28 protein-coding genes are annotated in these 25614 nt (G+C 60.7%); 16 read left to right on the top strand and 12 right to left on the bottom strand.

The window, feature by feature from the left end; genetic code table 11:
* Nucleotides 1–3: 3 nt before the first annotated feature.
* Both ACR0AI_RS16065 and ACR0AI_RS16060 read right to left on the bottom strand, forming a co-directional pair.
* A complete protein-coding gene (locus ACR0AI_RS16065) occupies nt 4–1050 on the bottom strand; it encodes an MBL fold metallo-hydrolase (RefSeq protein WP_480675497.1) in 1047 nt (348 codons plus the stop codon).
* Complete coding sequence (locus ACR0AI_RS16060; RefSeq protein ID WP_480675495.1) at nt 1050–2753, bottom strand: acyl-CoA dehydrogenase; 1704 nt, start codon at nt 2751–2753, stop codon at nt 1050–1052. The genes ACR0AI_RS16065 and ACR0AI_RS16060 overlap by 1 nt, the downstream gene beginning before the upstream one ends.
* 129 nt (nt 2754–2882) lie before the next feature.
* On the opposite strand from ACR0AI_RS16060, the gene ACR0AI_RS16055 reads away from it, so the two are divergent.
* Nucleotides 2883–3830 (top strand): L-threonylcarbamoyladenylate synthase, encoded by a 948-nt coding sequence (locus ACR0AI_RS16055; RefSeq protein WP_480675493.1) that lies wholly within the window; start codon nt 2883–2885, stop codon nt 3828–3830.
* Between the two features lies 1 nt (nt 3831).
* Here ACR0AI_RS16055 and ACR0AI_RS16050 read toward each other — a convergent pair whose 3' ends face one another.
* Nucleotides 3832–4386, bottom strand: coding sequence for a YqgE/AlgH family protein (locus tag ACR0AI_RS16050; protein WP_170379089.1), 555 nt, complete (start codon nt 4384–4386; stop codon nt 3832–3834).
* Nucleotides 4387–4534: 148 nt separating this feature from the next.
* On the opposite strand from ACR0AI_RS16050, the gene ACR0AI_RS16045 reads away from it, so the two are divergent.
* Nucleotides 4535–5344, top strand: a complete 810-nt coding sequence (locus tag ACR0AI_RS16045; protein WP_480541167.1) for a protein-disulfide reductase DsbD domain-containing protein — start codon at nt 4535–4537, stop codon at nt 5342–5344.
* Between the two features lie 4 nt (nt 5345–5348).
* Entirely contained in the window at nt 5349–5768 is a 420-nt protein-coding gene (locus tag ACR0AI_RS16040; protein WP_480675491.1) for an NUDIX hydrolase, read from the top strand.
* Here the strand turns inward: ACR0AI_RS16040 and ACR0AI_RS16035 are convergent.
* The 6 genes from ACR0AI_RS16035 to ACR0AI_RS16010 form a co-directional block, all read right to left on the bottom strand.
* Entirely contained in the window at nt 5765–9166 is a 3402-nt protein-coding gene (locus tag ACR0AI_RS16035) for an efflux RND transporter permease subunit (protein WP_480675489.1), read from the bottom strand. The two genes, ACR0AI_RS16040 and ACR0AI_RS16035, sit on opposite strands and share 4 nt — an antisense overlap.
* 5 nt (nt 9167–9171) lie before the next feature.
* The gene (locus ACR0AI_RS16030) at nt 9172–10620 is read right to left on the bottom strand and encodes an efflux RND transporter periplasmic adaptor subunit (protein WP_480675487.1); all 1449 of its coding nucleotides are present in this window, start codon (nt 10618–10620) and stop codon (nt 9172–9174) included.
* A 107-nt stretch (nt 10621–10727) separates the two neighbouring features.
* Nucleotides 10728–11270, bottom strand: a complete 543-nt coding sequence (gene moaB / locus ACR0AI_RS16025) for a molybdenum cofactor biosynthesis protein B (protein WP_170379098.1) — start codon at nt 11268–11270, stop codon at nt 10728–10730.
* Between the two features lie 6 nt (nt 11271–11276).
* Nucleotides 11277–11897 (bottom strand): LysE family translocator, encoded by a 621-nt coding sequence (locus tag ACR0AI_RS16020; RefSeq protein ID WP_480527313.1) that lies wholly within the window; start codon nt 11895–11897, stop codon nt 11277–11279.
* The gene (locus tag ACR0AI_RS16015; RefSeq protein WP_480541307.1) at nt 11894–12493 is read right to left on the bottom strand and encodes a metallophosphoesterase family protein; all 600 of its coding nucleotides are present in this window, start codon (nt 12491–12493) and stop codon (nt 11894–11896) included. Before ACR0AI_RS16015 ends, ACR0AI_RS16020 begins: the two co-directional genes overlap by 4 nt.
* The gene (locus ACR0AI_RS16010; protein WP_480675783.1) at nt 12493–13257 is read right to left on the bottom strand and encodes a uracil-DNA glycosylase; all 765 of its coding nucleotides are present in this window, start codon (nt 13255–13257) and stop codon (nt 12493–12495) included. The genes ACR0AI_RS16015 and ACR0AI_RS16010 overlap by 1 nt, the downstream gene beginning before the upstream one ends.
* Before the next feature lie 441 nt (nt 13258–13698).
* Between ACR0AI_RS16010 and ACR0AI_RS16005 the strand changes: the two genes are divergently transcribed.
* From ACR0AI_RS16005 to ACR0AI_RS15960, 10 genes are all read left to right on the top strand, one after another.
* Nucleotides 13699–13974, top strand: a complete 276-nt coding sequence (locus tag ACR0AI_RS16005; protein WP_480675484.1) for a hypothetical protein — start codon at nt 13699–13701, stop codon at nt 13972–13974.
* Nucleotides 13975–14032: 58 nt separating this feature from the next.
* Nucleotides 14033–14968, top strand: a complete 936-nt coding sequence (locus ACR0AI_RS16000; RefSeq protein WP_480675482.1) for an aspartate carbamoyltransferase catalytic subunit — start codon at nt 14033–14035, stop codon at nt 14966–14968.
* Nucleotides 14965–15483 (top strand): hypothetical protein, encoded by a 519-nt coding sequence (locus ACR0AI_RS15995; RefSeq protein WP_480675480.1) that lies wholly within the window; start codon nt 14965–14967, stop codon nt 15481–15483. Before ACR0AI_RS16000 ends, ACR0AI_RS15995 begins: the two co-directional genes overlap by 4 nt.
* Nucleotides 15468–15854: a hypothetical protein gene (locus tag ACR0AI_RS15990; protein WP_480675478.1), complete on the top strand. Its 387-nt coding sequence runs from the start codon at nt 15468–15470 to the stop codon at nt 15852–15854. The genes ACR0AI_RS15995 and ACR0AI_RS15990 overlap by 16 nt, the downstream gene beginning before the upstream one ends.
* Nucleotides 15851–16303, top strand: a complete 453-nt coding sequence (locus tag ACR0AI_RS15985; protein ID WP_480675476.1) for a hypothetical protein — start codon at nt 15851–15853, stop codon at nt 16301–16303. The genes ACR0AI_RS15990 and ACR0AI_RS15985 overlap by 4 nt, the downstream gene beginning before the upstream one ends.
* Nucleotides 16300–17580 (top strand): dihydroorotase, encoded by a 1281-nt coding sequence (pyrC, locus tag ACR0AI_RS15980; protein ID WP_480675474.1) that lies wholly within the window; start codon nt 16300–16302, stop codon nt 17578–17580. The genes ACR0AI_RS15985 and pyrC overlap by 4 nt, the downstream gene beginning before the upstream one ends.
* Entirely contained in the window at nt 17580–18185 is a 606-nt protein-coding gene (gene plsY / locus ACR0AI_RS15975) for a glycerol-3-phosphate 1-O-acyltransferase PlsY (protein ID WP_170691593.1), read from the top strand. Before pyrC ends, plsY begins: the two co-directional genes overlap by 1 nt.
* Nucleotides 18186–18205: 20 nt before the next feature.
* Complete coding sequence (locus tag ACR0AI_RS15970) at nt 18206–18451, top strand: hypothetical protein (RefSeq protein ID WP_480675472.1); 246 nt, start codon at nt 18206–18208, stop codon at nt 18449–18451.
* Between the two features lie 191 nt (nt 18452–18642).
* Nucleotides 18643–19116: a YHS domain-containing (seleno)protein gene (locus ACR0AI_RS15965; protein WP_170553758.1), complete on the top strand. Its 474-nt coding sequence runs from the start codon at nt 18643–18645 to the stop codon at nt 19114–19116.
* 267 nt (nt 19117–19383) lie between these two features.
* Nucleotides 19384–19914, top strand: coding sequence for a porin family protein (locus ACR0AI_RS15960; RefSeq protein WP_170661248.1), 531 nt, complete (start codon nt 19384–19386; stop codon nt 19912–19914).
* A gap of 55 nt (nt 19915–19969) precedes the next feature.
* Here the strand turns inward: ACR0AI_RS15960 and ACR0AI_RS15955 are convergent, their stop codons facing one another.
* Nucleotides 19970–20953 (bottom strand): quinone oxidoreductase family protein, encoded by a 984-nt coding sequence (locus ACR0AI_RS15955; protein WP_480675470.1) that lies wholly within the window; start codon nt 20951–20953, stop codon nt 19970–19972.
* A gap of 193 nt (nt 20954–21146) precedes the next feature.
* Between ACR0AI_RS15955 and ACR0AI_RS15950 the strand changes: the two genes are divergently transcribed.
* Entirely contained in the window at nt 21147–22004 is an 858-nt protein-coding gene (locus ACR0AI_RS15950; RefSeq protein ID WP_170379128.1) for a DUF2189 domain-containing protein, read from the top strand.
* Nucleotides 22005–22015: 11 nt separating this feature from the next.
* Here the strand turns inward: ACR0AI_RS15950 and ACR0AI_RS15945 are convergent, their stop codons facing one another.
* Both ACR0AI_RS15945 and ACR0AI_RS15940 read right to left on the bottom strand, forming a co-directional pair.
* Nucleotides 22016–23014, bottom strand: a complete 999-nt coding sequence (locus ACR0AI_RS15945) for an NAD(P)H-quinone oxidoreductase (protein ID WP_480675468.1) — start codon at nt 23012–23014, stop codon at nt 22016–22018.
* Between the two features lie 55 nt (nt 23015–23069).
* A complete protein-coding gene (locus ACR0AI_RS15940) occupies nt 23070–23762 on the bottom strand; it encodes a COQ9 family protein (RefSeq protein WP_170379132.1) in 693 nt (230 codons plus the stop codon).
* A gap of 111 nt (nt 23763–23873) precedes the next feature.
* Between ACR0AI_RS15940 and rpsU the strand changes: the two genes are divergently transcribed.
* Both rpsU and ACR0AI_RS15930 read left to right on the top strand, forming a co-directional pair.
* Nucleotides 23874–24080 carry a 30S ribosomal protein S21 gene (gene rpsU, locus ACR0AI_RS15935; RefSeq protein WP_005614280.1) on the top strand — a complete coding sequence of 69 codons (207 nt, stop codon included), beginning with the start codon at nt 23874–23876 and terminating at the stop codon, nt 24078–24080.
* A 291-nt stretch (nt 24081–24371) separates the two neighbouring features.
* Nucleotides 24372–25583: a CAP domain-containing protein gene (locus ACR0AI_RS15930; protein ID WP_480675465.1), complete on the top strand. Its 1212-nt coding sequence runs from the start codon at nt 24372–24374 to the stop codon at nt 25581–25583.
* Nucleotides 25584–25614 lie beyond the last annotated feature (31 nt).

Raw genomic sequence — 25614 nt, 5'->3', positions numbered from 1 at the left:
TCATCACCCTTTGCGCTGAAACGTCCACGCCCCGTCCACGCGTCGCGTCCGGGTTACAGCTCCACTGTGATGAAGATGGTTCATATGTGCAACCGCTTCGACCAGAGCCAGCCCGTATTCGCCCTCACGAATGGTACGCTTGAAGAGCGGCGCAAAGCACTCGGCTGCGGCTTTGGGTTGGTCCAGATATTCCAGCAGACGCTCTAGCGCGCCGTGGTGGTTCTCGATCAGCTGACGCATGCGCAGTGGCAGACCGGTGAAGGGCAATTTGTGGCCCCCCAGAACCAGATGATCCGGGCGAGCCAGTTTTTGCAGCCGCTCGCAGGCCTCGATCCAGTCTGAGACCGGATCGGCCATGGGTTCAGTTGCATAGACGCCCAGATTGGGGCTGATCGAGCCGAGGATCTGATCGCCGCTCAGCACCAAATGATCATCGCGGCTCCAGAGTGTTACATGTTCGGGCGCGTGACCGTTGCCCATATGCACGTCCCAGTCACGCCCACCGATACAGATCACGTCACCCTGTTTGACCCGCGTGAAGCCGAGGGGCATGGGATAGACCGTATCGGCAAAGTTGAACGGACGATCGGCCTTGCGCTTTTCTAGAAACGCAGGGTCCATACCCGCGCTCTGATAGAAATCCAGCGTCTCTTGCGGCCAGTTCTCCTGCACGTCCAGTGTCAGCATCCGCGAAAACAGCCAAGCGGTGCGGCTTGTCACCAGCTCGACCCCATGTTCGGCCTGAAACCAGCCTGCATTGCCCACGTGGTCGGGGTGGTGATGGGTGACAACAGCGCGCCGAATGGGCTTTCCCGCCAGAGGGCCCGACATCAGCTCAGCCCAGATGCGGCGGGTTTTATTCGAGGACATCCCGGTATCAATCACCGTCCACCCTTCGCCATCGTCCAGCGCGTAGATATTCACATGGTCCAGCGCCATCGGCAGGGGCAGGCGCATCCACAGCACGCCCTCGGCAATCTCGATGGCTTCACCGGGGGCGGGCGGCTCAGGCCACGGATATCGGATGCCCGATGGCTCCACGCCGTCCATCACGCGCCCAGATCTTCGGCGCTGAGGGCAAAGAGGTCATCCGCCCCGTTCTGCGCCTGCGCCAGCAGACCGAGATATTCGGGCAGCAAGGCATTGATGTAGTAGCGCGCCAGTCGCGCCCGCGGGCCATCCGGATCGGCAAGGGCTGCGGCCAGATGGTAGTGCCCGCCCAAAACCCGCGCAAAGGCGCGCAGGTAGGCCGCGGCACCCGCAAAGCGCGCGTTCATATTGTCCTGCGCCACCATCCATTCGGTCGCTTCGCGCAGGGATTCCGTGGCCTCCCACACCGGACCGGCGAGATCGGGCATCTTGGAGCGGGCCTCTTCGGCGTGATCTTCGATCTCATCGAGCAAGCTGGCAGCAGCGTCTCCACCGTCCATCATCTTGCGGGCGACCAAATCCATTGCTTGGATGCCGTTGGTTCCCTCATAAATCGCGGTCACGCGGACATCGCGGTAGTACTGGGTTGCCCCTGTTTCTTCGACGAAGCCCATGCCGCCATGAACCTGTACACCGGTCTCGGCGACGCGCATCCCGGTCTGTGTGCCAAAAGCCTTGCCAATCGGGGTCAGCAGAGCAGCCCGCGCGGCCCAGTCGGCATCTCCGGTCGCGTGCGCCATATCAATCGCTGCGGCATTCGCCAGCATGATCGCCCGCGCCGCAAATACATCCGCCCGCATTTCGGCCAGCATCCGGCGCACATCCGCGTGGTCGATGATCGTGCCCGAGGGCGTCTTGCCCTGCTTCCGCTCCATCGCATAGGCCAGCGCGTGCTGATACGCGCCCTCGGCGACGCCGACACCCTCACCACCGACACCCAGACGTGCGTTGTTCATCATGGTGAACATGGCCGCCATACCGCCATGCTCCTGCCCGATCAGCCAACCCGTGGCCCCGTCATACTGCATGACACAGGTCGGAGAGCCATGGAGACCAAACTTGTGTTCCAGCGACACGACGCTTAGGTCGTTGGCCGCGCCGGGGTTGCCCTGTGCGTCCGGCAAGTATTTCGGCACGAGAAACAGCGAAATCCCCTTGGTGCCCGGAACCGCGTCGGGCAGACGGGCCAGAACCAGATGGCAGATATTCTCGCAGAAATCGTTGTCGCCCCAGGAAATATAGATCTTCTGCCCGGTGACCGCATAGGTACCGTCCCCTTTGGGTTCTGCTCGCGTCGTCAACGCACCAACATCCGATCCGGCCTGCGGCTCGGTCAGGTTCATCGTGCCTGAATAGGCGCCCGACATCAGCTTGGGCAGGTACAGCGCCTTGAGCTCGTCACTGGCATGCGCCTCAAGCGCTTCGATCTGACCCTGCGACATCAAGGGGGCCACCTGCAGCGACAGGCAGGCCGCGCTCATCATCTCATTGACCGCCGACGTGACGGCCATCGGCAGACCCATGCCGCCATAGTCGGGGCTACCGCTCATCCCGATCCAGCCGCCTTCGGCGATGGCTTTCCAACCCTCAGAATATCCGGGTGAGGTGCGAACAACGCCGTTTTCCAAGCGCGCCGGTTCCAGATCACCGGGGCGTTGCAGCGGAGCAAGAACCTCTTCGCACATCTTGCCCGCTTCCGTAAGGATCGCGCTGACCACATCCGGGGTTGCGTCAGCGAATCTCTCGGTGGCCGTGATCTGATCCAGACCCACCACATGGCGGAACAGGAATTCATAGTCAGAAACTGGGGCGCGGTATGGCATGGCTTCCCTTGCGGTCTGTCGGCACGGCCGCACTTGGAATCTGCGATCAGCGCCGGTATGCATCTTTGCGTATTGGGATTACCTACTCTTCCCCATGTTGCAAGCAACCAAAACGCGGCGTCACCAGATATGATCCCCAGCACTCTTGAGCTAACAGCCGACCCCGAAGGTATTGCCCGGGCCGCTGATCTGTTGCGTCAGGGCCTGCTGGTCGCCTTCCCGACCGAGACGGTCTATGGCCTGGGAGGTGATGCTAGAAACGGTGAGGCCGTGGCCGGGATTTACGAGGCCAAGGGTCGGCCCAGTTTCAATCCGCTGATCGCCCATGTCGCCTCGGTTGAGGCGGCGCAGCGGTTTGTGCAGTGGTCTGATCAGGCCGAGCGTTTGGCGAATGCGTTCTGGCCCGGTCCGCTGACCTTGGTTCTGCCGCTGAAGCCGGGGCACGGTGTGTCATCGCTGGTTACTGCAGGGTTGGATACTTTGGCCGTTCGCGTGCCTGCGCATCTTACGGCGCGCGCTTTGCTGGCGGCAGTTGACGGGCCGGTTGCGGCGCCATCGGCCAATCCCTCGGGTCAGATTAGCCCAACGACGGCAGCACATGTTCATGCGGGTTTAGGTGGTCGGATCGCCGCCGTTCTGGATGACGGCCCCTGCGGTGTCGGGTTGGAATCCACCATCGTCGGACTGACCGGCGAGCCCAGCTTGCTGCGCCCCGGAGGCGTCGCGTTGGAACAGATCGAGACCGTCCTGAACACCCGCCTTCACCTGCACAAAACGGGGGATATGCTGACCGCTCCGGGGCAGTTGCAATCGCACTACGCGCCAGATGCGCCTGTCAGGTTGAATGCCGAAACCGTGCAGGGGGACGAGGTTCTGCTGGGATTCGGCCCGGTCGTCTGTGACATGAACCTGTCTGAAACAAGCAGTCTGACCGAGGCTGCGGCCAATCTGTTCGCCGCGTTACACAGCCTGAATGAAACCGGGCGTCCGATCGCCGTCTCTCCGATCCCCGATCATGGGCTGGGGGCGGCGATCAATGACCGTCTGCGCCGCGCCGCAGCACCGCGCGACACTTAATTTAGGCACGTCCCGCGCTAGCCGATAGTGTCAGCGGGTCAACACCCAGCGTGGCCAGGGCCTTTTCCCATTTGTCGTCATCGGGCACATCGAACACCAATTCCGAGGATGCATCCGCAGTCAGCCAGCCATTCATCGCGATTTCATCCTCCAGCTGGCCGGGTCCCCAGCCGGAATAACCCAGCGTCAGCATCGCGTTCAGCGGGCCACGCCCTGCGGCCATATCCTCAAGCACGTCCAGAGTGGCCGTCATGCTGAAGTCATCCGAAATCTGCATCGAGTGCAGGTTGGCATCATAGTCAGAACTGTGCAGAACAAAGCCACGCGACATCTCGACCGGGCCTCCGAAATGCACCAGACGCTCGCCTATGATGGGAATGCGACACGGGATGTTGAGCTGTCCCAGCAGGGTTTTGAACCGCAGATCAGAGGGTTTGTTGATGATCAACCCCATCGCCCCATCGTCGCCGTAGCTGCAGATATACACGACCGAGTGATCAAAGCGCGGATCGCCCATCCCCGGCATCGCAATCAACAGTTTTCCGGTCAGGTCCATGCGAGGTTTCTCTTGCTCGTTACCCCTCAACAATGACCCTGCAGCACTGGTATTGGCAAGGGAGCAAAGCTGATTTCAGCAGATTTCACACAGGTGACCCGAACGTGACTTGGATTTCAGGTCCGCACGGCGCATGTAATGGGGTATGATGACTCGCATGAAATCTTCGGTTGCCCTTCTGCTCGCCTGTCTGGGCCTGTCCGCACCCGCCTCGGCGCAGGGTTTGGACGGGGTTGTAGCGCTGGATGTTCTGGACGGAGGGCGCACGGCCAATGGGACCTATCTGGGCGCTCTGCGTCTGACCCTCAAAGAGGGGTGGAAGACCTATTGGCGCGCGCCGGGCGACGCCGGGATCCCACCGCAATTCGATTGGAGCGGGTCCGGAAACGTGGGCGACGTGCGTATCACCTGGCCCGCGCCCGAGATTTTCGACCAGAACGGCCTGAAATCCATCGGCTACGAGGATCAACTGGTACTGCCGGTCGAGATTACCCCAAAGAACCCCGCCAAACCTGTGCGCCTGCGGGGTGAGATGGATCTGGGGGTGTGCAAGGACGTTTGCATCCCGCAGCGTCTAGATTTCGACCACAAGGTTGACTCTGATGCAGGTCGCAACCCCGCAATCGCAGCCGCTTTGGCGCAACGCCCCTACTCGGCCCGCGAAGCGCGTGTGGCAAAGGCCAGCTGCCATCTGACCCCAACCTCGGACGGTATGCAGATCGAGGCGCGGGTGACCATGCCTTCGGCCGGCGGGCAAGAGGTTGCGGTGATCGAGCCGGGGAACCCGGTCCTTTGGGCCTCGCAACCCGAAACGCAGCGGCAGGGTGGCACACTGATTGCCCGATCCGAGGTGATCAGCGCCTCGGGCGCACCTTTTGCGCTGGATCGGTCCGAGATTCGGATCACGGTTCTGGGCGCCAACCACGCTGTGGACATTCAGGGATGCTCTGCAGGCTGACCCTATGACGCAATCCCCTAAGATCGGTGCGCTTGCCGTTGTGCTGCATCAGGAGCACGTTCTGCTGGTGCAACGTAGCAAGGAACCTGACAGGGGTTTGTGGGGGTTTCCCGGCGGCCATGTGGAATGGGGTGAAACCGTCCTTCAGGCCGCAGAACGGGAATTGCTTGAGGAAACATCGGTCGCGGCTGAACCGCTGCATTATCTGGACAATCTAGACCTGCTGCGGAGAGGTGAGAACGGGCAGGTCCTGTCGCACTATTTGCTGGTCGGGGTGGCTTGCCGATATCAATCGGGTACGCCTTTGGCAGGGGATGATGCGCTGGACGCGCAATGGTTTCCCATCGAGCGGATCCTCAAAGGCGACCTGCCGATGAGCAACCGCGTAGCAAGCCTGTTGCAGCTTGCGCTGAAGGAGCGCTAGGCCCCGACCCGGCTCTTGAACCGGGCATAGAACATCCCGGACAACAGCACGCTCAGGATCACGATGGGGATGGCACCCGCCACAAACGCTCCCAAACCCATGCGTATAATCTCTGGCGCCTCCGCGCCTCCGTAAAGACCGACCAATGGGTCTGCAGGCGCACCTGAGACCATCGGCCAGACAAGCGTCACCGCAAACCAGAGCAACAGCGCCAAAGCGGTCGCGCCAAGGGCGGCCTGCACCATGCGGTCCCGCGCGTAGATCGCCCGGCGCATCGCCGTCATCGGGCGCGCGAAATCGTTCAGGATCGCCAGCAGAGCGGGCACCAGAACCAGCACCAGCACCATTCCGAAGCCCAGCCCATAGACCAGTGTGATCACCGTCGGCTTGAGGAATTGCGCCTGTTGCGAGCCTTCATAGAGCAGCGGCGTTAGCCCCAGCACCGTCGTCAGCGTGGTCAGCATCACAGGACGCAACCGGTCGGCCGTGCCTTCGATGATCGAGGGCACCAACCCCCTCTCCTGCTGGTAGCCATCAATGGTGGTCACCAGCACAATCGAGTCGTTGACGATAATGCCCGTCATGCCCAGAAGCCCGACAACGGTGAACATGCTCAGCGGCACGTCCCAGATATAGTGCCCCCAGATCGCGCCCACCAATCCGAACGGAATGATCGACATCACCACCAGAGGCCGCGACCAGCTGGCGAACACCCAGGCCAGAACAAGATAGATGCCGGTCAGGCACAGGATCAGACCGGTGCGCGCCTCGGACAGGAACTCGTCCTCTTGTTCGCTCAGGCCAGCCATACGCCAGTCGACCTGATATTCGCCCGCAATGCGCGGCAGTATCTCTTCGTTCATGGCACGTCCGATTTCGGCGGCGCGGGCGGGGTCATCCTCGGAGATGTCGCCATTCACCGAAATCACCCGCAACCCGTTCTCGCGCCGGACGGTCGAGAAGCCTGATTTACGCTCGACCGAGACGATGTCGGCCAGCGGGACATAGACCCCGTCCGGCGTGCGCATAAGGGTGCGTTCCAGGAAATCGGCGGTCAGCTCGCCCTCGGGCAGTTCCACGCGGATCTCGGCGCTGCGGGGACCATCGGGGAAGGTCGCGGCCTCAATCCCGTTCAACCGGTTGCGCAGCACGCGGCCCAGCGTTTCGATGCGGAAACCCAGCGCCTGACCCTGTGCCGTCAGGTCGAGGATGTATTCCTCTTTGTCATAAGCCAGATTGTCCTCAAGCGCCGAGACTTCGGGGTATTTCGACAGTTCTGTCTGCAACTCCTCAGAGGCAGCTTTCAGCGTGTCCACATCCGCGCCGTAGAACTGCACGTCAATCGCGTCCCCTCCGGGACCCGAACGCCAGCCCCGGAAGCTCAGCAGCTCAACCTTGGGATGGCGGGGGACGAAATCCTGAAGCTCACCCACAAATTCGAAGCTGGAATAGGGGCGCAGGTCGGCGTCGATAAGCTCGATCGAAATACCACCCAGAAGGTCGTCATCCTTGCCCTCGGCGGCGGACAGACCGAACCCTGCGCTGCCGCCAACTTCGGCCAAAACATATTCCAAAGGATTGCGCCCGTGGCGCTCCTCATAGATCTGGCCCAACTCTTCGGTGGCGCGCTGCAATTCGCGCATCATGGCAATCGTGTCGGCGCGGGTTGCCCCTTCGGCCATGATGAAATTTCCGGTGACCGAGCCGCGTTCGGGCGCGTTGAAGAACCGCCAGTTCACATCGCCGCGAATAAATAGGGCAGCCTGGGTCGCCAGGATCACCAGCATGAGCGCAACCACGACATAGCGTGCCCAGATGACCCAAGCGATTAGGGGGCGAAACAGCGTGTCCCGCACCCAACGGAAGCCCCGGTTCACCACACGGTTGGGCAGGTCATACCAGTGCTCCTTGGCCGAATGCGCAATGGCGTGGGACATGTGGTTGGGCAGGATCAGGAAGCATTCGATGAGTGAGGCCGCCAGCACCGCGATCACCGTAAAGGGGATATCACGGATCAACTCTCCGAACCGGCCACCCACAAGGGTCAGGCCGAAAAAGGCGATCACGGTGGTGATGGTGGCGGCAAAAACCGGCATGGCCATGCGGCGGGCAGCGCGTTCGGCGGCTACGATGGGCGGCTCGCCCAGACGGCGGGCACGGAAATCGGCGTGTTCGCCGACAACGATGGCGTCATCCACCACGATCCCAAGCGTGATGATCAAACCGAACAGAGACACCATGTTCAGCGACAGGCCACCGATATACATCAGCGCAATCGCCGCCGACATCGCAACCGGAATACCCGCAGCAACCCAGAAAGCAATGCGCGCGTTCAGGAACAGGAACAGCAGACACACAACAAGGCCAAGGCCAACCAGCCCGTTGTCGATCAGAATATCCAGACGATCGGTGATGGCTTGCGCGCGGGTACGGATCATCTCGACCGAGACACCTTCGGGCAGGCTGGCCTGCATCTCGCTCACCACATCCTCGACCGTGTGCTGGATCGCGATGGCATCCCCCAGATTGGAACGGTCCACCCGAACCGACATGGCCGGATTTTCCCCGACAAAGTAACTGCGGTTGCGATTGACCCCTTCCACCCGGATCTGCGCCAAGTCGCCGACAAACAGCTTCGATCCGTCTGCAAAGGTCCGCAGAGCGATGGTCTCAATCTCTTCCGGCGTGCGCTTTTCTGCGCCGGTCCGGATGCGCGCGTTGGCACCCGTCACATCCCCCGCCGGGCTGGCATTGACCTCAGCCGAAATGGCCGAGGCGATGTCGGCCAAAGCCACATCATTGGCAATCAGCTGCGCGGTGGGCACCTCAACCACCACACGCGGGGCTGCGAGACCGCGGATCGTAGTGCGGGTCACGCCAGCAGCAAACAGGCGGTTGATCAGCTCATCTGTGAACTTGGCCAGCTGGTCCGGATCAACCGGGCCGGTGACGACCACATCTGTCACCCGATCGCGCCAGGCCCCCCGTCGGATCGTGGGCTCTTCGGCATCTTCGGGCAGATTGGTGACGCTGTCGACGGCGGTGCGCACCTCCTCAACGGCGCGGGACATGTCCCAGTTCGGTTCGAACTCCAGCCGGATACTGGCAGAGCCTTCGCGAGAGGTCGCCGTGGTGCTTGCCACACCTTCGACCGCCAGCAATTCGGGTTCGAGCAGTTGGACGATGCCATTGTCGACATCTTCGGGGCCGGCGCCTTCCCATTCGACATTTACGTCGACCCGTTCCAGTACAACGTCCGGAAAGAACTGTGCCCGCATATTCGGAATGGCCGCCGCGCCAAGCACAAGCATCACTAGCAACAACAGGTTGGCCACGGTTCGGTGCCGGGTGAAATAGCTTAGGATACCTCCGGCAGCGCTAGGGATTTCGCGCATCATGGCGCTTAGCCCCCGGCCCGGTTTTCAATGCGACGCACCAGAGAGGCCGGAACTTTCGCCTCTTCCAACTGGCCGAGCATACGTGTTTTCTCGGCCTCGGGCATATCCTCGCTGGCCTCAACATGGGTGATCAGTTCGGCCCGTTTCGCATCGGTCAATTCCACCAGACCGGGATCTGCGCTGGCCTCGGCGCGCAGGGGGCGCACGCGAACCCCGGACCCCAGTAGAGGCGTGCGGCCTACGACGACCTCGCGCCCTTCCAGCCCTTCGCCGCGCAGCAGAACCTCATCGCCCTGACGGCGGATCAGTTGTACAGGCAGGGCTTCTAGGCGATCATCCGCACCCAGCACCAGAACGGTTCCGGCGGCATCCAGAACCGAGGAAGGCAGGCGCACGACCTGCTCAAGGGGCTGCTCCTGCACCGTCACGGTCACGAAATCGCCGGGTTTGAACCCGGAGGCATCCTCGAGCCGCGCATAGATCAACCGTCCGGTTTGCCCCTCACCCGCCGAGCCGCTGTCGCGGCTGATCCGGCCTGTCGCGGTAAGGTCGGTTCCCGTGACCTCAAGCGAGATGGTGACGGGGGCGCTGATCAGCGCTCCATCTTCTTCGAGCAAGCGCACGAATTGCGCGGTTGAAACGCGGAAGGCCACCTCTAACGCGTTAGGATCCACCAGTTCGGCCAGCTTCTCATTTGCCGAGACCAAACGCCCTTCGACCAGCGTGACATCTGTCAGGGTGCCTCCGAACCGGGCACGGATGGTCATGTCCTCCAGATCCCGCTCTGCGGCTTCCTGCGCAATCCGCGCGCGGGCCAGCAGGGTCGTGGCCTGATCCACCCGCGATTCCGCCTGCGCCAGCGCAATGCGGCGTGCCAGTACGGATTGCTGAGCGGAGGCGGCGGTCAATTCGGCCTCTTCCACACTGGCGGTTGCCCCTACGCCACGAGATTCGAGATCGCGTTGACGCTGCAGGGCTCTCTCACGCAGCTCGGCCTGCGCCTCGGCTGATTTCAATTCATCCTGCGCCAGCAACAATGACCGTTCAGCATCACGTTCTTCGAACTGCGCATCCAGAACGTCCGACTTGGCACGATCCAGTGCCGATTGCGCATCCGCCGGATCAAGTTCAACCAAGACCTCACCCGTGGTCACGGTGCCGCCATCCTCGAAATCATCCGCCAATGCGATCACGCGCCCCCCCAGCGCCGCGCGCAACTCCAGACGGCGACGGCTTTGCACCTCGCCGAAGGCTTCGAGATTGGGCGTGACGGTCTCAAAAACAGCCGGGCGAACGGTCACCGCAAAGACCCGCTCGCGCGCTTTGGGTTGTTCATTCTCGCGGGTCAGGACCTCTTGCACAGCCCCCGTGACGATCTGAACGGCGACAAACAGCAAGGCCAGCGTCAGCGACGCCAGAAACACACCGACCAGACTCTGCCTTAAGAAACGCATCTACTATTCATCCCGGTTGCAAATGGGCTGCCCTGCGGAAAATGTAGCGGAGGCACGAAATATGCCAAGCCACAAAGCGGTTATAAGGTGTTGAACGTGCGACCAGTCTACTTCCGTCGCAGATGTTCGTCCAATCTGGGCATTATTTCCACGAAATTGCAGGGTCGGTGGCGATAGTCGAGCTGTTTCTCGAGGATACCGTCCCAAGCGTCCTTGCAGGCCCCGGGGCTGCCCGGAAGTGCAAAAAGGTAGGTTCCGCCCGCCACGCCACCCGTGGCGCGCGACTGCACCGCTGAGGTTCCGATCTTCTCCATCGAAATGATGGTGAAAACGGTCCCGAAGGCGTCGATTTCTTTCTCGTAGACGTCGCGATGCGCCTCGACCGTCACGTCCCGCCCGGTCAGCCCGGTGCCACCCGTCGAGATCACCACGTCGATTCCGGTATCCGCAACCCAGGCGCGCAGTTGATCGGCGATCTGGGCGCGCTCGTCCCGGATGATCTTGCGATCTGCAACCACATGCCCCGCCTTTTCGATGCGGTCCACCAATGTCTGGCCCGAGCGATCCTCATCAACCGAGCGCGTATCCGAGACGGTCAGAACCGCGATGCGGATGGGAATAAACTCAATCGTTTCGTCGATACGTGACATGAGGCGTCAAGCCCTTTCCATAATAGAAAGCCGCAGCGCGAGCGCGGTGAAAATCCCGCCCGTCACCCACCCCATAATGCGTGAGGCGCGCGGGTTTCCGATCAGCAACCGGCCGGCACCGCCAGCGAACACGCCAACCAATCCGTTCACGACAAAACCACCCAATGCGATGATCGCGCCAAAGATCATGAATTGCCCTAGGATCGAGCCCGCCGCGGGATCAACAAATTGAGGGATAAAGGCCAGAACGAACAGAATGATCTTGGGGTTTGTCAGGTTGACCACCATCCCGTCTCGGAACGCCATGCGCGTCGGCCTTGCTGGCCCTTCGGTCGAGACCGCTCCGTTGCGGATTGCGCCCCAGGCCAGATACAGCAGATAAGCAACACCCATCCAGCGGATGACATCAAACAGCCATGGCATCGAATTGACCAAGGCTCCAAGGCCCAGCCCTGCCAGCAGGACATGCACCATCAAACCCAGCGATATCCCGGCGCTTGCCACCAGCGCCGGACGGGGTCCGGATTTCAGGCCCTGCCCGAAGCAGAACATCATATCCGCGCCGGGTGTGAGATTCAGCAACATCGCGGCAGGGACAAAGGCCAGCAGAGTAACGGTTTCGATCATATCGCAACCTCAAACCAATTTGTTCTGGGGCCAAGATTGGCGATTTCTGAACGACCCAATGACCCGCGATAGCCCCAGCTATCGTGGATATGCCCACAAAAGACCAGTTCCGGTTGCAGGCGTTCCACCGCATCGCGCACGGCGACCGATCCGACGGACATCCCTTGCGACGTAGTATCGCCAAACCCTTTGGGCGGAGAGTGAACAACCAGCACATCCGTCCCATCGCAACGGTCCAGCATCTCTGCGGCTTCGGCCTCGCTCAGGTCACAGGACCAGTCGCCAAACGGCGTGACCGGCACGCCGTAGCCCAAGCCAAACAAGCGCAACCCGTCGACGGTCATGCCCGTGCCATGCAGCACATGGACGCCATCGGGGGCGACATCCATTAACTCGGCCGCGCTTTCGGCATTGCCCGGGATTAGAACCAGCGGTGCCGCTATGCCAGAAAGCATCTGCATCGCTTCATCCAGCCCCTGCCGCATGTTGCAATAGTCCCCGGCCCCGATTACCAAATCCGCATCGGCGCTGGCCGCCACCAAATCAGCCGCCCGGTTACGTGCCATGTGAAGGTCCGAGAACGCCAGGATACGCATCATCCAGCCCCTAGTCGCGCTTTCAGCTCGAGCAAATCAGCCCAAGCCTGTCGTTTCATCTGCGGCTGTCGCAGCAGGTACGCGGGGTGGAACATCGGGATGACAGGCAGGTCCAGCGCCTGATCCCAACTCCCGCGCAAGCGTGTGATGCCGCGTTTGCCCAAAACCGCCTGACAGCTGATATTGCCCATCACCACCAGCACTTCGGGTTTGGCAAGCGCCACGTGACGTTCCAAGAACGGCTTCATCATGCCGATCTCTTCGGGTTTTGGGTCGCGGTTCTGCGGTGGGCGCCAGGGCAGCACATTGGTGATGTAGACATCCTGCGCGCGGTCCAGATCAATCGCCGCTAGCATACGGTCCAACAGCTGCCCGGCCCGACCAACAAAGGGTTTACCTTCGCGATCCTCATCCCGGCCCGGAGCCTCGCCAATGATCATCACCCGCGCACCCGGAGTGCCATCGGCAAAGACCAACTGTCGCGCGCCGCGCTTCAGTTCACAATGATCGAACGCCTCCATCACCGCGCGCAGCTGGTCGAGGGACGCGGTACCTTGAGCGGCCGCTTTGGCATTCGCAACTGGATCAACCTGTTTGGGCTTGTCCGGCGCGGCTTGAGGGGTTGCGGGCTTCTTCACCTTGGGCGTCGTATCCGGCAAAGTATAGCGGTCCACCGGCACGTCTCCGATCGCCTCGGTCGCGCCCAGTTCGATCTGCCATTCCAGCAGCGCCTTTGCAGTGTGATAGTCCAAGCCCGATTCCATGCCCCTCAATCTAACCAGCTTTTGCCTGAGGGAAAGCGAATAGACCTTGCCTCGGCACCGGGACAGACCGACCATGCGGGCGTCATGCTGACTTTTCTGCGATTCCTTCTGGTAGCTCTGGCGCTTGCCCTCGGCGGCGAACCCGCCTCGGGCCAGTTGCTTGGCGGGGCGGATCAATGCCGGGCGGGTCAGTTCGCCTGCGGTAGCCGATGCTGCTCGGGCGGACAGAGATGCAGCTTTGACGGCCACTGCATTCCCCTGGGCGGAACTTATTGCGGCGGCGGGCGCAGCTGTGGCGCATTCGAGCGCTGCGTCGCGGGGGGCACACGCTGCGCGCCTGCTGGGGCAAACGCCTGCACCTCAAGCCTCGATTGTCCCTCAGGCAGCTTTTGCAGCGCGCGTGGCCAATGCGAAAAAACCATACCCGATTTCGACCCCAGCTTGCCTGAGGACCTTGGCCCGCCGCAGATATGCGACGATGGCCTGACCTGCGCGCGCGGGTCGTCGTGCCTGCCTGGGGGCGGATGCACGCGTCCCGGGTGGTTCTTGTGCGAGGAAACCGGATCGCAATGCCGCCCCGGTTTCAAATGCTCGGAACATCAGGGATGCGTTCCGATCAAGGCCATCGACTGCGGCTACGGCAAGTGGTGCAAACCCGGCGAGCAATGCCTGTCTGATGGCGGGTGCGAGAAACTGCCCGAAGGGTCGGAACCATAGGTTGCCTCTGCCCGCGTGGCTTTCTATAAGCGGTCCGATTGTCAGACAGGAGCCCGCCATGCGTTTTGCCCATCGTCACCTTCTTGGCATCGAGCATCTGTCGCAATCCGATATCACCGCCATTCTGGATCTGGCCGAAAAATACGTCGACCTAAACCGCCAGTCGACCAAGCATTCGGACGTTCTGTCGGGGCTAACTCAGATCAACATGTTCTTCGAGAATTCGACCCGCACGCAGGCCAGTTTCGAACTGGCGGGCAAACGGTTGGGCGCGGATGTGATGAATATGGCGATGCAGGCCAGCTCGATCAAAAAGGGCGAGACGCTGATCGACACCGCCATGACACTGAACGCGATGCATCCTGACCTGCTGGTGGTGCGGCATCCACATTCCGGGGCCGTGGACCTGCTGGCACAGAAGGTGAATTGCGCGGTTCTGAACGCAGGGGACGGGCGGCACGAACACCCCACACAGGCCTTGCTGGACGCTCTGACGATCCGCTGGGCCAAGGGCCGGTTGCATCGCCTGAACATCGCGATCTGCGGCGACGTCGCACATTCCCGCGTGGCGCGGTCGAACCTGATCCTGCTGGGCAAGATGGAGAACCGCATTCGCCTGATCGGCCCGCCCACGCTGGTCCCCTCGCAATTCGCCGATTTCGGGGCCGAGATCTATGACGATATGAACGAAGGCCTCAAAGACGTCGACGTGGTGATGATGCTACGCCTTCAGAAAGAGCGGATGGATGGCGGCTTCATCCCCTCGGAGCGTGAGTACTATCACCGCTACGGGCTGGACGCCGCCAAACTGGCGCAGGCCAAGCCCGATGCCATTGTCATGCACCCTGGACCGATGAACCGCGGGGTTGAGATCGACGGCACGCTGGCCGATGACATCAACCGCTCGGTCATTCAGGAACAGGTCGAAATGGGCGTCGCCGTACGTATGGCTGCGATGGAGCTTCTGGCCCGCAACCTGCGTGAGGTCGCATGAGCGATCTGACCGTCGCCCCCCATGAACACGGCGTGATCCGACTGTTCGCGCTGGACATGCGCCCGGAAGAGGCCAAGTTCCTGCGCGAGCCCGGTGCGGCCGATCAGGTTCTGGGTGTCAATGGCTTGGACCCAGATCAAATCGACATTTTCCCGGTCTCCGACCTCGAAGACCTTGGGCTTTATGGTTATCTGCATGAGGGCGGAGGCGTGTCCGAGGATCAACTGGATCGCAGCATGCTTGAAGCCATCGAAGGCTGGGTCTTGGTTGTCCGCAGTGCGGCCTTTGGCGGGCGCGCAGCGCAACTGAACCCTGATCCTCGCCTGCATTTGCTGGGTCTTTTCACCGAAGAGTCCACGAACTGGACCGGCGGTGCAATCGAAACCGAAAGCGCCAAGCCTTTCTCGGCCCCGCAGATGCCCATCGACAACGATGCCCCTCGCCGTGTCGGATCGGCCCTGATGGCGGTTCTCGCCCTGCTCGTTATCGGAGGTGCCCTATGGCTTATCCTGTAACCTTCACCCCGGACAAACGCGCCTATATCCAGACCAACCTGACCCTCGCCGCCATTGCGATGGCGGGCGCGATGCTGGTGCTGTGGTTGATCGGCAACCCCTATGTCTGGACCGGCGCGCCAGCCGGGCTGGCCGCTATCGGTTTTCGCGCCTGGTATCTGGCCTCGGAGGAGTTGAACAATACGTGGGAATTGTCTGACACCACCCTCACCGGCCCGGGCCCTCGGGTTGTCGCGCTGAACCAGATCGAAGCCGTCAATACGATGGGCAGCTTTGTTCAGGTTGTGACACGGGGCGGCGACAAGCACCTCATCAAATACCAGGCGAACCCTGCCGCCACCAAGGCCGCTATCGAAAGGGCCGCGGGATGAGCGACGGGTGGTGGCGAACCCATATCCCTGCGGGCGAAGAGGTCCTCTGGACCGGGCAACCGCATCAAGGATATTTTCCGCCCCATGTGGGGTGGGCTTACCGGATTTTGATCCTGAGCCTCGGTCTGGCTTGGCTGGCGAGCCCGTGGTTCGCCGATACCCTGCGCGATTATTGGAAACTCATCGGGTCCACGGGGTTCGTCGCATTCCTCATGTGGTACGACCGACTGCTGCGCAGGAGTCGTGTCTATGTGGTGACCACCCGCAACGCATGGTGGATCAGCAAGATCTTCAAACCCAAACACGTCCCGATCAACCACGCGTTAAACTACCATCGCAGCGGTCAGAACCTGGTGTTTTCGCGCCGCCTGTTTCTTGTCTTCGAATACCTGTCCGACCCTGAAGCCGCTTTGGCGGCTTTGAACCAAGCCCGAGAGGCCTCAGCATGACTTCTGTCGTTTTCACCAATGCCCGCTTGATCAACCCGGAAACCGGCACGGACAGCCTGGGCTGGCTACACGCCGAAAACGGGAGCATTGTTGCGCTGGGGGATGGAAACGCCCCAGCCATCAGCGGAGACGTCATCGACTGCAACGGCAAATGCCTTGCCCCCGGGATTGTCGATATCGGCGTCAAGGTGTGCGAACCGGGTGAACGGCACAAGGAAAGTTACAAATCCGCCGGTCTGGCCGCCGCTGCGGGCGGTGTGACCACCATCGTCACTCGTCCGGACACTTTGCCTGCGGTCGACACGCCCGAAACGCTGGAATTTGCCACTCGGCGAGCGCAAGCGGATGCGCCTGTCAACGTCCTGCCGATGGCCGCCCTCACCAAAGGGCGCGAAGGGCGTGAGATGACTGAGATCGGCTTTCTGCAGGATGCAGGGGCCGTTGCCTTCACTGATTGCGATCACGTCATTACCAACACCAAGGTGTTTTCCCGCGCGCTGACCTACGCCAAATCCTGCAGCGCGCTGGTCATTGCGCACCCTCAGGAGCCGGGGTTGAGCAAAGGGGCCGCCGCCACCAGCGGCAAGTTTGCCGCCTTGCGCGGGTTGCCGGCCGTCTCGCCAATGGCGGAACGGATGGGGCTGGACCGAGACATCGCCCTGCTAGAGATGACCGGAGCCGCCTATCACGCCGACCAGATAACGACCGCCCGCGCCCTGCCCGCACTGGAACGTGCCAAGCGCAACGGGCTGGACATCACCGCCGGAACCTCAATCCACCACCTGACGCTGAATGAGCTGGACGTGGCCGACTATCGCACCTTCTTCAAGGTCAAGCCGCCCCTGCGGTCTGAGGATGACCGGCAAGCCGTGATCGAGGCCGTACGGACGGGCCTGATCGACATCATCAGTTCGATGCACACGCCGCAGGACGAAGAAAGCAAACGTCTTCCGTTTGAAGAGGCCGCCTCGGGCGCCGTTGCGTTGGAAACCTTCCTGCCCGCAGCCCTGCGGCTGTATCATGCGGGGCAACTGGACCTGCCTACTCTGTTCAGGGCAATGGCGCTGAATCCGGCGAAACGGTTGGGGCTGGAAAGCGGGCGCCTGGCGAAGGGTGCGCCTGCCGATCTGGTTATGTTCGACCCGGATGTGCCTTTTGTGCTGGACCGGTTTGCCCTGAAATCGAAATCGCAGAACACACCGTTTGACGGGCAGCGCATGCAGGGTAAGGTCCTTGCAACCTATGTGGCCGGCAAAGACGTGTACCGGAGAACCTGATGCCCGAAATCGACAGCTCTATGACCGTACTCGCCCTGTGGGCGGCCTTGGGATACCTGATCGGATCGGTCCCTTTCGGCCTGATCATCGCGCGCGTCATGGGGCTGGGCAATCTGCGGCAGATCGGATCAGGCAATATCGGCGCAACAAATGTTCTGCGCACCGGCAGCAAACCGGCCGCCGCGCTGACGCTGCTGCTGGATGGCGGCAAAGGGGCGCTGGCGGTCCTGCTTGCACGCGCCTACGCGGGTGAGGACGCGGCGCAGATTGCCGCCCTGATGGCCTTTCTCGGCCACTGCCTGCCTGTTTGGCTGGCCTTCAAAGGCGGTAAGGGCGTTGCAACCTTCATCGGCCTTTGGCTGGCGCTAGACTGGCGCGTCGGCGTTGCTTGCTGTCTGACCTGGCTGGTCTCCGTCGCGATCTGGCGCATGTCCTCGGCCGGAGCGCTGGCCGCAGCGGCCTTGTCGACCACTTGGATCATCACCCTGACAGACGGTTCGACATTCATCCTCGGGATCGCCCTCACCTTCCTGATCTACTGGCGTCACAAGGACAACGTGGCCCGAATCAAGTCCCGGACCGAGCCGAAAATCGGGAAATCGTGACCCCGCCAGAGGAATTTCTGATGGCATTTTTCGCCCTGCCCACCGGTACGTTCACTGTCCGAGCAGACACTAAGCGCTATGTCGTGTCACGGCAGGTTCTGGCAGCGGGCAAATCCCACAAGCTGGTCGCGCACGAGTTAGGCGGGACGGACTATATCAGCCTGAACCTCTATCGGACGCGAAACAGCGGTGCGTTGCTGCGTCCCTGTGAAATGCCCGCAAGCAAAGTGGTGGATTTCGTGTTGGCGCTGATCCCCGATATCTGATTGATATTCTGCATTTTTGCACATCGCCTCTGTGCCTCAGCACAATCACAATTCATTGTTTTGAACGTGATCAAGCCGCCTCCCATCTGCAGTCCGTGGCGGCCAATTACCGGTCTCACAAGATAAAATCCCCGGGTCCGCAAATCGCAATTCAGGCGAGGTCGCGCGGCCCTTTCACGAAAGGTGAAGCTATGAACACGTTTAAATCTCTGATCGGCGGCGTTGCCCTGTCTGTTGCTCTGGCCACTTCGACCTTGGCTGCTGGTGTTGAACTTAACGCAAGCTCGACCGGTCTGGCGATGCAAGGCTATGACCCGGTTGCCTATTTCACCGCTGGCGAAGCAACCAAAGGCGACTACCGCATCACCACTCTTCACAACGACGCTCTGTACCGCTTCTCGTCGGAAGAAAATAAAGTGGCTTTTGAAGCCAACCCCGAGGCCTACCTGCCCGCATACGGCGGCTACTGCGCCTTCGGCGCGGCCATGGGCTTCAAATTCGACGGTGACCCGAACCACTGGAAAATCGTTGACAACAAACTGTACCTGAACCTGTCGCAAGACATTCAGGAACGTTGGGAAGGCGACATCCCGGGCTTCATCGAGCAAGCCAGCACCAACTGGGAAACCATCGCAGACAAAAGCCCGGCTGAACTGCAGCAATAATCCGCTGAAATTGACAGCACGCGTCGGCGGCAGAGTGATCTGCCGCCCCATTTTATTTGAAGCTTTGAAAACACTAACTATCTTATTGAGACAGACCCGGATTTAACGGGCGGACATCGGGCCAGACGGCCTGAACGATCCAAGACCTAGTACGGAATATGCCACAAACGATGATCCGGTCCTGAGGCAGGGCCGTATTTGAGTATGGATATGCGCAGCCAGACCCACAAATTGGCGCGCGGTTATTTGGAATGAAAGGATCAAGACATGATAGGCAGATTGGCACTTGTGACAGCGGCATCCACCCTGGCGGCAGGGGCCGCGATGGCCCAATCCTCGGGCAGCTGGACGGGGTTCTACGGCGGTCTGCAGCTGGGTTATATCGACGTCGATACCAACGTTTCTGGTATTGATGGCGATGCTGCGATTGGTGGTATCATCCTCGGATATGACTATGATCTGGGCGACTGGGTCGTAGGCGGCGGCTTTGACTACGACTGGACCAATGTCGACCTCGGCCCTGCAACGGTCGAGGATGTATGGCGCATCAAAGTGCGCGCAGGCTACCAGGTGAACCCTCAGGGTCTTCTTTACGGTGTTGGCGGCTATGCGGATGCAGGCACCGACAATCTGGGCAGTGACAACGGCTGGTTCATCGGCGCAGGCTATGAGCAGATTGTGGCCCCGAATGTCAGCATCGCTGGCGAGTTGCTGTATCACGAGTTTGACAACTTCAACTCGTCCGGTGTCGATGTTGACGCCACAACACTTCAGATCCGAGCGGCCTACCGCTTCTGATTTTTTCGGTTTCCGAACTGAAACAGACCCGGCGTTTTGCGCCGGGTCTTTGCGTTTACAAGTCCAGAATTGTGCTGCCCGTGGTTTGCCGCGCCTCTAGCGCGCGGTGCGCTTCGGCAATCTGATCCAGAGGGAAGCGCTGGTCGATATGGATCTTGACCTCTCCGCCCTGAACCTTGCCAAATAACCGCCGCGCCATTGCCTGACAAACCGCGTGGTCCGCAATATGCGTGAACAGCGTCGGGCGGGTGATCTTGAGCGAGCCTTTCTGCCCGAGAATGCCGATATTAACCGGCGGCACCGGCCCGGACGCATTGCCGAAGGATATCATCATGCCCAAGGGCTTCAGACAATCCAATGAGCCGTCAAACGTATCGGCCCCTACGGAATCCATAACCACATCGACACCCTTGCCGCCAGTCAGTTCGGCGACGCGTTCGGCAAAGTTTTCGGTCCGGTAGTTGATGCAATGGGTCGCACCGTTGAATTGCGCGAGGCTGCATTTCTCATCAGTTCCTGCGGTTCCGATCAACTTGATGCCCTCGGATTTCGCCCATTGGCAGGCGATCAGGCCGACACCGCCTGCAGCCGCGTGAAACAGAACCGTGTCGCCGCGTTTCAAAGGGGTGGTGCGATGGAACAGATATTCGACCGTCAGACCTTTCAACATCATCCCGGCGGCTATCTCGAAGGGGATACCATCCGGCAGAGGGCATACCTGCGCTGCGGGCATCACCCGCGCCTCGCAATAGGCGCCGGACGGAGCGCTGGCATAGGCCGCGCGTTGGCCCGGCTGCAAATGCGTCACGCCTTCGCCGACCGCCTCAATCACACCTGTAGCCTCCATGCCCAATGCATGCGGCAATTCAAGGGGATAGAGGCCCGTTCGTTGATAGACATCAATGAAGTTCAACCCGCAAGCCTCGTGGCGAATGCGAACTTCGCCGGGGCCGGGATCGCCTAAAGGCTGGTCCTTGATCTGGAGGACCTCGGGTCCGCCGAATTCCTCAATGACAACTGTACGCGCAGTTTGCTGCATTCTGACCTCCTCTTGCCTTTGCTCAAGCTAACACGCCTGCGCGGCAAGACAATCCGGGCGATGCGGCGGCGGCAATTCGGGAATTTCGAAAACTGTGCTATACTTCACGCAGGCGTTGCCGGCTGGTCCGGCCACGAGCAACCCTCAGCCGGATCCATTCTGCGGCGCACCACTCGCCAAGGAAGGGAACAAAATGGCAAAAACTATCGGTAATCCGATCAGCTGGGCGGCCCAAAGCCTTGGAGCAACCAGCGATCACGTCTCGGAAAGCGTCTCGCACCTGGGCAGCTCGGACGTGCGCCACCTGCCCATGGTGCAGCCACTCACATTCGACGACCTGAAATACTGCCTGAGGGCGGGATACACGGACTTTCTGGAAACCCGCGCGGATGCGATCTTTATTGTGCTGATCTACCCGATTGCCGGGCTGTTGATGGTGGGCTTTGCAATGAACATGGACTTGGTGCCGTTGCTGGCCCCCCTGATCGCAGGCTTTGCTCTGATCGGCCCAATCGCAGCCGTTGGTCTTTATGAAATCAGCCGTAAGCGCGAACAAGGCGGAGAGGTCCACTGGCTGGACGCGTTCGGTGTATTCCGATCGCCCTCCTTCGGGGCCATTCTGGCGCTCGGGTTCTATTTAGTCCTGCTGCTGCTTGTCTGGCTGATGGTCGCTCAAAGCGTCTATGCGCAGACGCTCGGTCCTGAACCGCCTGCCTCGCTGGGCGCATTTGCGACCGAAGTTCTGACCACCGGCGCGGGGTGGACAATGGTCATTTTCGGCACCGCTGCGGGGTTCTTTTTCGCGTTGATCGCGCTGGCGGTCAGCGTTGTCAGCTTCCCGCTGCTATTGGACCGTAAGGTAGGGCTTCCCGTGGCCGTTGTGACATCCGTTCGCGTGTTGCGCCACAATCCGGGTGTCATCATGGGCTGGGGTTTTATCGTCGCGACCCTGCTGGTGCTGGGTGCAATCCCGATGCTGCTGGGGTTGATCATCGTAATGCCCGTTCTGGGCCACGCAACATGGCACCTCTATCGGCGCGCCGTTGCGTGACCCAAAAGGCGTTAGCCTGAGACGTTCAGAACGATCTTGCCAATATGCTGCGAGCTTTCCATAAGCGCGTGCGCCGCAGCAGCCTCGGCCAAAGGGAATTCGCTGTGCATCACCGGCGCGACCTTGCCTGCAGAGAGCAGCGGCCAGACGGCCTCGTGCAGGTCCTGAGCGATCTTTGCCTTGGCCAGATCGCTTTGCGGACGCAGGGTACTGCCGGTCAGCGTCAGGCGTTTCACCATCATCAGGGCAAAATTCAGCTCTGCCACGGGTCCTTGCAAAAAGGCGATCTGAACCAGACGTCCATCCTCGGCCAGCGCTTTTACGTTACGAGGGATATAGTCGCCGCCAACCATATCGAGGATCAGGTTCGCGCCCCCTTCGGCCCGCATGACCCCGACAAAATCCTCATCCCGGTAGTTGATCGCTTTTTCGGCCCCCAAGTTCACACAGGCCTCACATTTCTCAGCCGAACCCGCCGTCGCAAAGACACGCGCGCCAAACGCGTTTGCCAGTTGGATCGCCGTCGTCCCGATACCGCTGGAGCCGCCATGGACGAGGAACCGCTCACCCGCTTTTAGGCCGCCGCGTGTAAAGACATTCGACCAGACTGTGAAAAAGGTCTCTGGCAGGCAGGCGGCGTGCTTTAGGTCCATGCCATCGGGGACAGGCAGGCAATGCGCGGCAGGCGTGGCGACATATTCAGCATATCCGCCGCCCGGAAGCAGCGCGCAGACTTTGTCACCGATCGAGAGCCCCTCAACACCCGCGCCAAGGGCCACCACTTCGCCCGAGGCCTCAAGCCCCGGCAAATCGCTTGCACCGGGCGGCGGATCATAGGCCCCGGCGCGCTGCAGCGCGTCCGGTCGGTTCACGCCGGCATAGGCCACTTTCAAAACGACTTGACCGGCCGCCGGCTCGGGAATCGGTCGTTCGGTCAGTTGCAGGACATCAGGGCCGCCGGGTTCGGTGATTTCGACGGCACGCATTGTCTGGGTCTCAGGCGAAGTCATGGGTAAATCTCCTTTGCCCAATGCCTAGCAGGCCAAAAAGCAAAGGCCCAGATGCTTACTTGCGCGGGTTCAGCATCCCCGGCAGATCAGCCCGCATCTTCATCGGTGGTTTCACCTGAGCTGCAAACCAATTGGGAACGGCCAGCAAGGGCTTGAGCAGCGGGTTGCCGTTCACCTGCGCCTTGAGCTTTTCGAACTGCATCACGTTTTCGATCCGGCGATCCAGAAACGCCCAACTGTTCTGGTGATCCGGCGAATCATCCCCCAGCCAAAACAGCAGGGTCGACGAATAGACCCCCGATAGGGTTGCGCGCTTGGTGTACCAGTTTACATCGTCCGACGTATCGCCCAGTGCATCCCAGATCAGATCGCAAGTGCCCCATACCGCCTTGGCCCCGTCTGCCGCGTGGTTGGGTAGTGAAAACAGGGTCATGCCCCGGCGCACCAGCTCCTTGTCCTCGACCGCCTCAAGCCGGAACCGAACAGCAGCGGCAACCTTTTCACGGAACTTCAGCTCGCTCATGTCAGTGGACTTGATTCTGTCCAGCATGACCTGATCGCCCCGCGCGTGGTAGGCCAGCGCCAGATCGACCGCGCCGCGCGGACAGATCGCACGGGCCAGACCATCATCCAGATCGCAATCGACAACGGCCGCGCGAAAACTGGCCTCGGACCAGCCATCGAACGGAACATGCATCAGGATCGCGTCCAGCAGCTGTTGTTTGGTGTCTTCGTAAGTGACGGTCATGGCGGTTCTCCGGTGCTTGGGCACAGTACTAGACAAGATAGAGCGGCTTTGCTATACGGCCAACTCCTGCAATTTCCTTGCAACTCTATCTAGAAAGGTGGTGACAACCACATGCAGGTTAGTGTTCGCGACAACAACGTCGATCAGGCGCTTCGTGCCCTGAAGAAAAAGCTGCAGCGCGAAGGCGTGTTCCGTGAAATGAAGCTGAAGCAACATTTCGAGAAACCGTCCGAGAAAAAAGCGCGCGAGAAGGCTGAGGCGATCCGTCGTGCCCGTAAACTGGCACGTAAGAAAGCACAGCGCGAAGGTTTGCTCTAAGCACCTGACGCTCGTCCAGCTTTGGATGACACTATTTGACGACCCCCGAGGCATCGCCCGGGGGTTTGTCGTTTCTAAGTGCGTTTTTGCCCGCGCCACTGCACAACCAGTGCGATAACTCGCCGAGCCTTAGTCTCGCCTCTTTCTCGGCGTTTTCCAGCGCAGCGAATCTGCGTCCGACTGCACCGACCCGCCGAAAAGCGCCGATTTTCATCGCCTCTCTGTTCATGTGTTTGGTGGCCCCGATAACTGGGCTCGTCCACTCAGACAAAACATAAAACGGAGGCAAAAATGTCTACAGCAAGTGAAGTAGAACGAGAGATGCTGGCGCTCATCAACCAAGAGCGCACATCCCGCGGTCTGGACCCCCTGCAACTTGAAAGACAGCTTAACGAGTCATCAGAAGACCACAGCGCTTGGATGCTGAACACGGACCGGTTCAGTCACACCGGATCGGGCGGATCCAGCGCAACCCAGCGCATGCAGTCGGCCGGTTTCGATCTGGAAGGCAGCTGGCGCACGGGCGAGAATATCGCCTGGCAATCCGAGCGCGGCGCCCCAGGCATCAGCGATGATGTCGCGCAACTGCATCAGAACCTGATGAACAGCCCCGGCCACAGGGCCAACATTCTGAACCCTGATTTCAAATATATCGGGATCGGCGTTGAGACGGGCGACATGCAGGGCTTTGACGCAGTCATGGTGACGCAGAACTTTGCCACCACTGACGCAGAGGTCATGTTGGACATCGACGACACCGCCATGACCCCGCCCCCGGCTGAAGATCCAGTGCCCGAGGAGCCGGAAACAGATGTGACCGAAACCGAAGACCCAACTCCGGAACAACCGGTAACCGATGTCACCGAGACCGAAGACCCAGAGCCTGAGCAGCCCGAAACCGACGTCACTGAGACCGAGGACCCAGAACCTGAGCAGCCCGAGACCGACGTCACCGAGACCGAGGACCCGGAACCTGAGCAACCCGAAACTGACGTCACCGAGACCGAAGACCCGGAACCTGAACAGCCCGAGACCGACGTCACCGAGACGGAAGACCCAGAACCTGAACAGCCCGAGACCGACGTCACAGAGACAGAGGACCCGGAACCTGAACAACCCGAGACCGACGTCACTGAGACTGAAGACCCTGAACCCGAGCAGCCCGAAACCGATGTCACCGAGACCGAAGATCCGGAACCGGAACAGCCCGAAACAGACGTCACCGAGACCGAGGACCCTGATAGCGGTTGTTTCGACGTCGCAGCTTTCCTCGCCGAAATTGAGGCGTTCATTCAACAGCTGCAGACGCAGTTGGATCAATTCGCCTGGAATGACGACGCCATGACGCCAGACGAACCCGAAGATGACTTGGATCTGGTGATGGTCGACGATATTGACCCATCTTCGGATGACACGTCGTGCCCGGAGATAGCGTCTGACGACTCCGGAGACGTCTTCTTCGTCAACTTCTTCAATTTCGATTGCATGATGGACGTCGCCTGACGGCCTATCCTGATGCGAGGCAGTCCGCTGC

This window comes from Ruegeria sp. BG3 (assembly GCF_056538485.1).
Note: the sequence above shows the minus strand (reverse complement) of the source record. Positions and strands in the feature narration are given on the sequence as shown.

Coding starts and splice junctions, on each gene's coding strand:
- ACR0AI_RS16055 (WP_480675493.1), top strand. CDS start 2,883: ATGATCCCCAGCACTCTTGAGCTAACAGCCGACCCCGAAGGTATTGCC.
- ACR0AI_RS15985 (WP_480675476.1), top strand. CDS start 15,851: ATGAGCGACGGGTGGTGGCGAACCCATATCCCTGCGGGCGAAGAGGTC.
- ACR0AI_RS15945 (WP_480675468.1), bottom strand. CDS start 23,014: ATGACTTCGCCTGAGACCCAGACAATGCGTGCCGTCGAAATCACCGAA.
- ACR0AI_RS16035 (WP_480675489.1), bottom strand. CDS start 9,166: ATGATGCGCGAAATCCCTAGCGCTGCCGGAGGTATCCTAAGCTATTTC.
- ACR0AI_RS15960 (WP_170661248.1), top strand. CDS start 19,384: ATGATAGGCAGATTGGCACTTGTGACAGCGGCATCCACCCTGGCGGCA.
- ACR0AI_RS16015 (WP_480541307.1), bottom strand. CDS start 12,493: ATGCGTATCCTGGCGTTCTCGGACCTTCACATGGCACGTAACCGGGCG.
- ACR0AI_RS16050 (WP_170379089.1), bottom strand. CDS start 4,386: ATGGACCTGACCGGAAAACTGTTGATTGCGATGCCGGGGATGGGCGAT.
- moaB (WP_170379098.1), bottom strand. CDS start 11,270: ATGTCACGTATCGACGAAACGATTGAGTTTATTCCCATCCGCATCGCG.
- plsY (WP_170691593.1), top strand. CDS start 17,580: ATGCCCGAAATCGACAGCTCTATGACCGTACTCGCCCTGTGGGCGGCC.
- ACR0AI_RS15940 (WP_170379132.1), bottom strand. CDS start 23,762: ATGACCGTCACTTACGAAGACACCAAACAACAGCTGCTGGACGCGATC.
- ACR0AI_RS15965 (WP_170553758.1), top strand. CDS start 18,643: ATGAACACGTTTAAATCTCTGATCGGCGGCGTTGCCCTGTCTGTTGCT.
- ACR0AI_RS15990 (WP_480675478.1), top strand. CDS start 15,468: ATGGCTTATCCTGTAACCTTCACCCCGGACAAACGCGCCTATATCCAG.
- ACR0AI_RS15955 (WP_480675470.1), bottom strand. CDS start 20,953: ATGCAGCAAACTGCGCGTACAGTTGTCATTGAGGAATTCGGCGGACCC.
- pyrC (WP_480675474.1), top strand. CDS start 16,300: ATGACTTCTGTCGTTTTCACCAATGCCCGCTTGATCAACCCGGAAACC.
- ACR0AI_RS16040 (WP_480675491.1), top strand. CDS start 5,349: ATGACGCAATCCCCTAAGATCGGTGCGCTTGCCGTTGTGCTGCATCAG.
- ACR0AI_RS16060 (WP_480675495.1), bottom strand. CDS start 2,753: ATGCCATACCGCGCCCCAGTTTCTGACTATGAATTCCTGTTCCGCCAT.
- ACR0AI_RS16030 (WP_480675487.1), bottom strand. CDS start 10,620: ATGCGTTTCTTAAGGCAGAGTCTGGTCGGTGTGTTTCTGGCGTCGCTG.
- ACR0AI_RS16000 (WP_480675482.1), top strand. CDS start 14,033: ATGCGTTTTGCCCATCGTCACCTTCTTGGCATCGAGCATCTGTCGCAA.
- rpsU (WP_005614280.1), top strand. CDS start 23,874: ATGCAGGTTAGTGTTCGCGACAACAACGTCGATCAGGCGCTTCGTGCC.
- ACR0AI_RS15970 (WP_480675472.1), top strand. CDS start 18,206: ATGGCATTTTTCGCCCTGCCCACCGGTACGTTCACTGTCCGAGCAGAC.
- ACR0AI_RS16065 (WP_480675497.1), bottom strand. CDS start 1,050: ATGGACGGCGTGGAGCCATCGGGCATCCGATATCCGTGGCCTGAGCCG.
- ACR0AI_RS16045 (WP_480541167.1), top strand. CDS start 4,535: ATGACTCGCATGAAATCTTCGGTTGCCCTTCTGCTCGCCTGTCTGGGC.
- ACR0AI_RS16020 (WP_480527313.1), bottom strand. CDS start 11,897: ATGATCGAAACCGTTACTCTGCTGGCCTTTGTCCCTGCCGCGATGTTG.
- ACR0AI_RS15995 (WP_480675480.1), top strand. CDS start 14,965: ATGAGCGATCTGACCGTCGCCCCCCATGAACACGGCGTGATCCGACTG.
- ACR0AI_RS15950 (WP_170379128.1), top strand. CDS start 21,147: ATGGCAAAAACTATCGGTAATCCGATCAGCTGGGCGGCCCAAAGCCTT.
- ACR0AI_RS16010 (WP_480675783.1), bottom strand. CDS start 13,257: ATGGAATCGGGCTTGGACTATCACACTGCAAAGGCGCTGCTGGAATGG.
- ACR0AI_RS15930 (WP_480675465.1), top strand. CDS start 24,372: ATGTCTACAGCAAGTGAAGTAGAACGAGAGATGCTGGCGCTCATCAAC.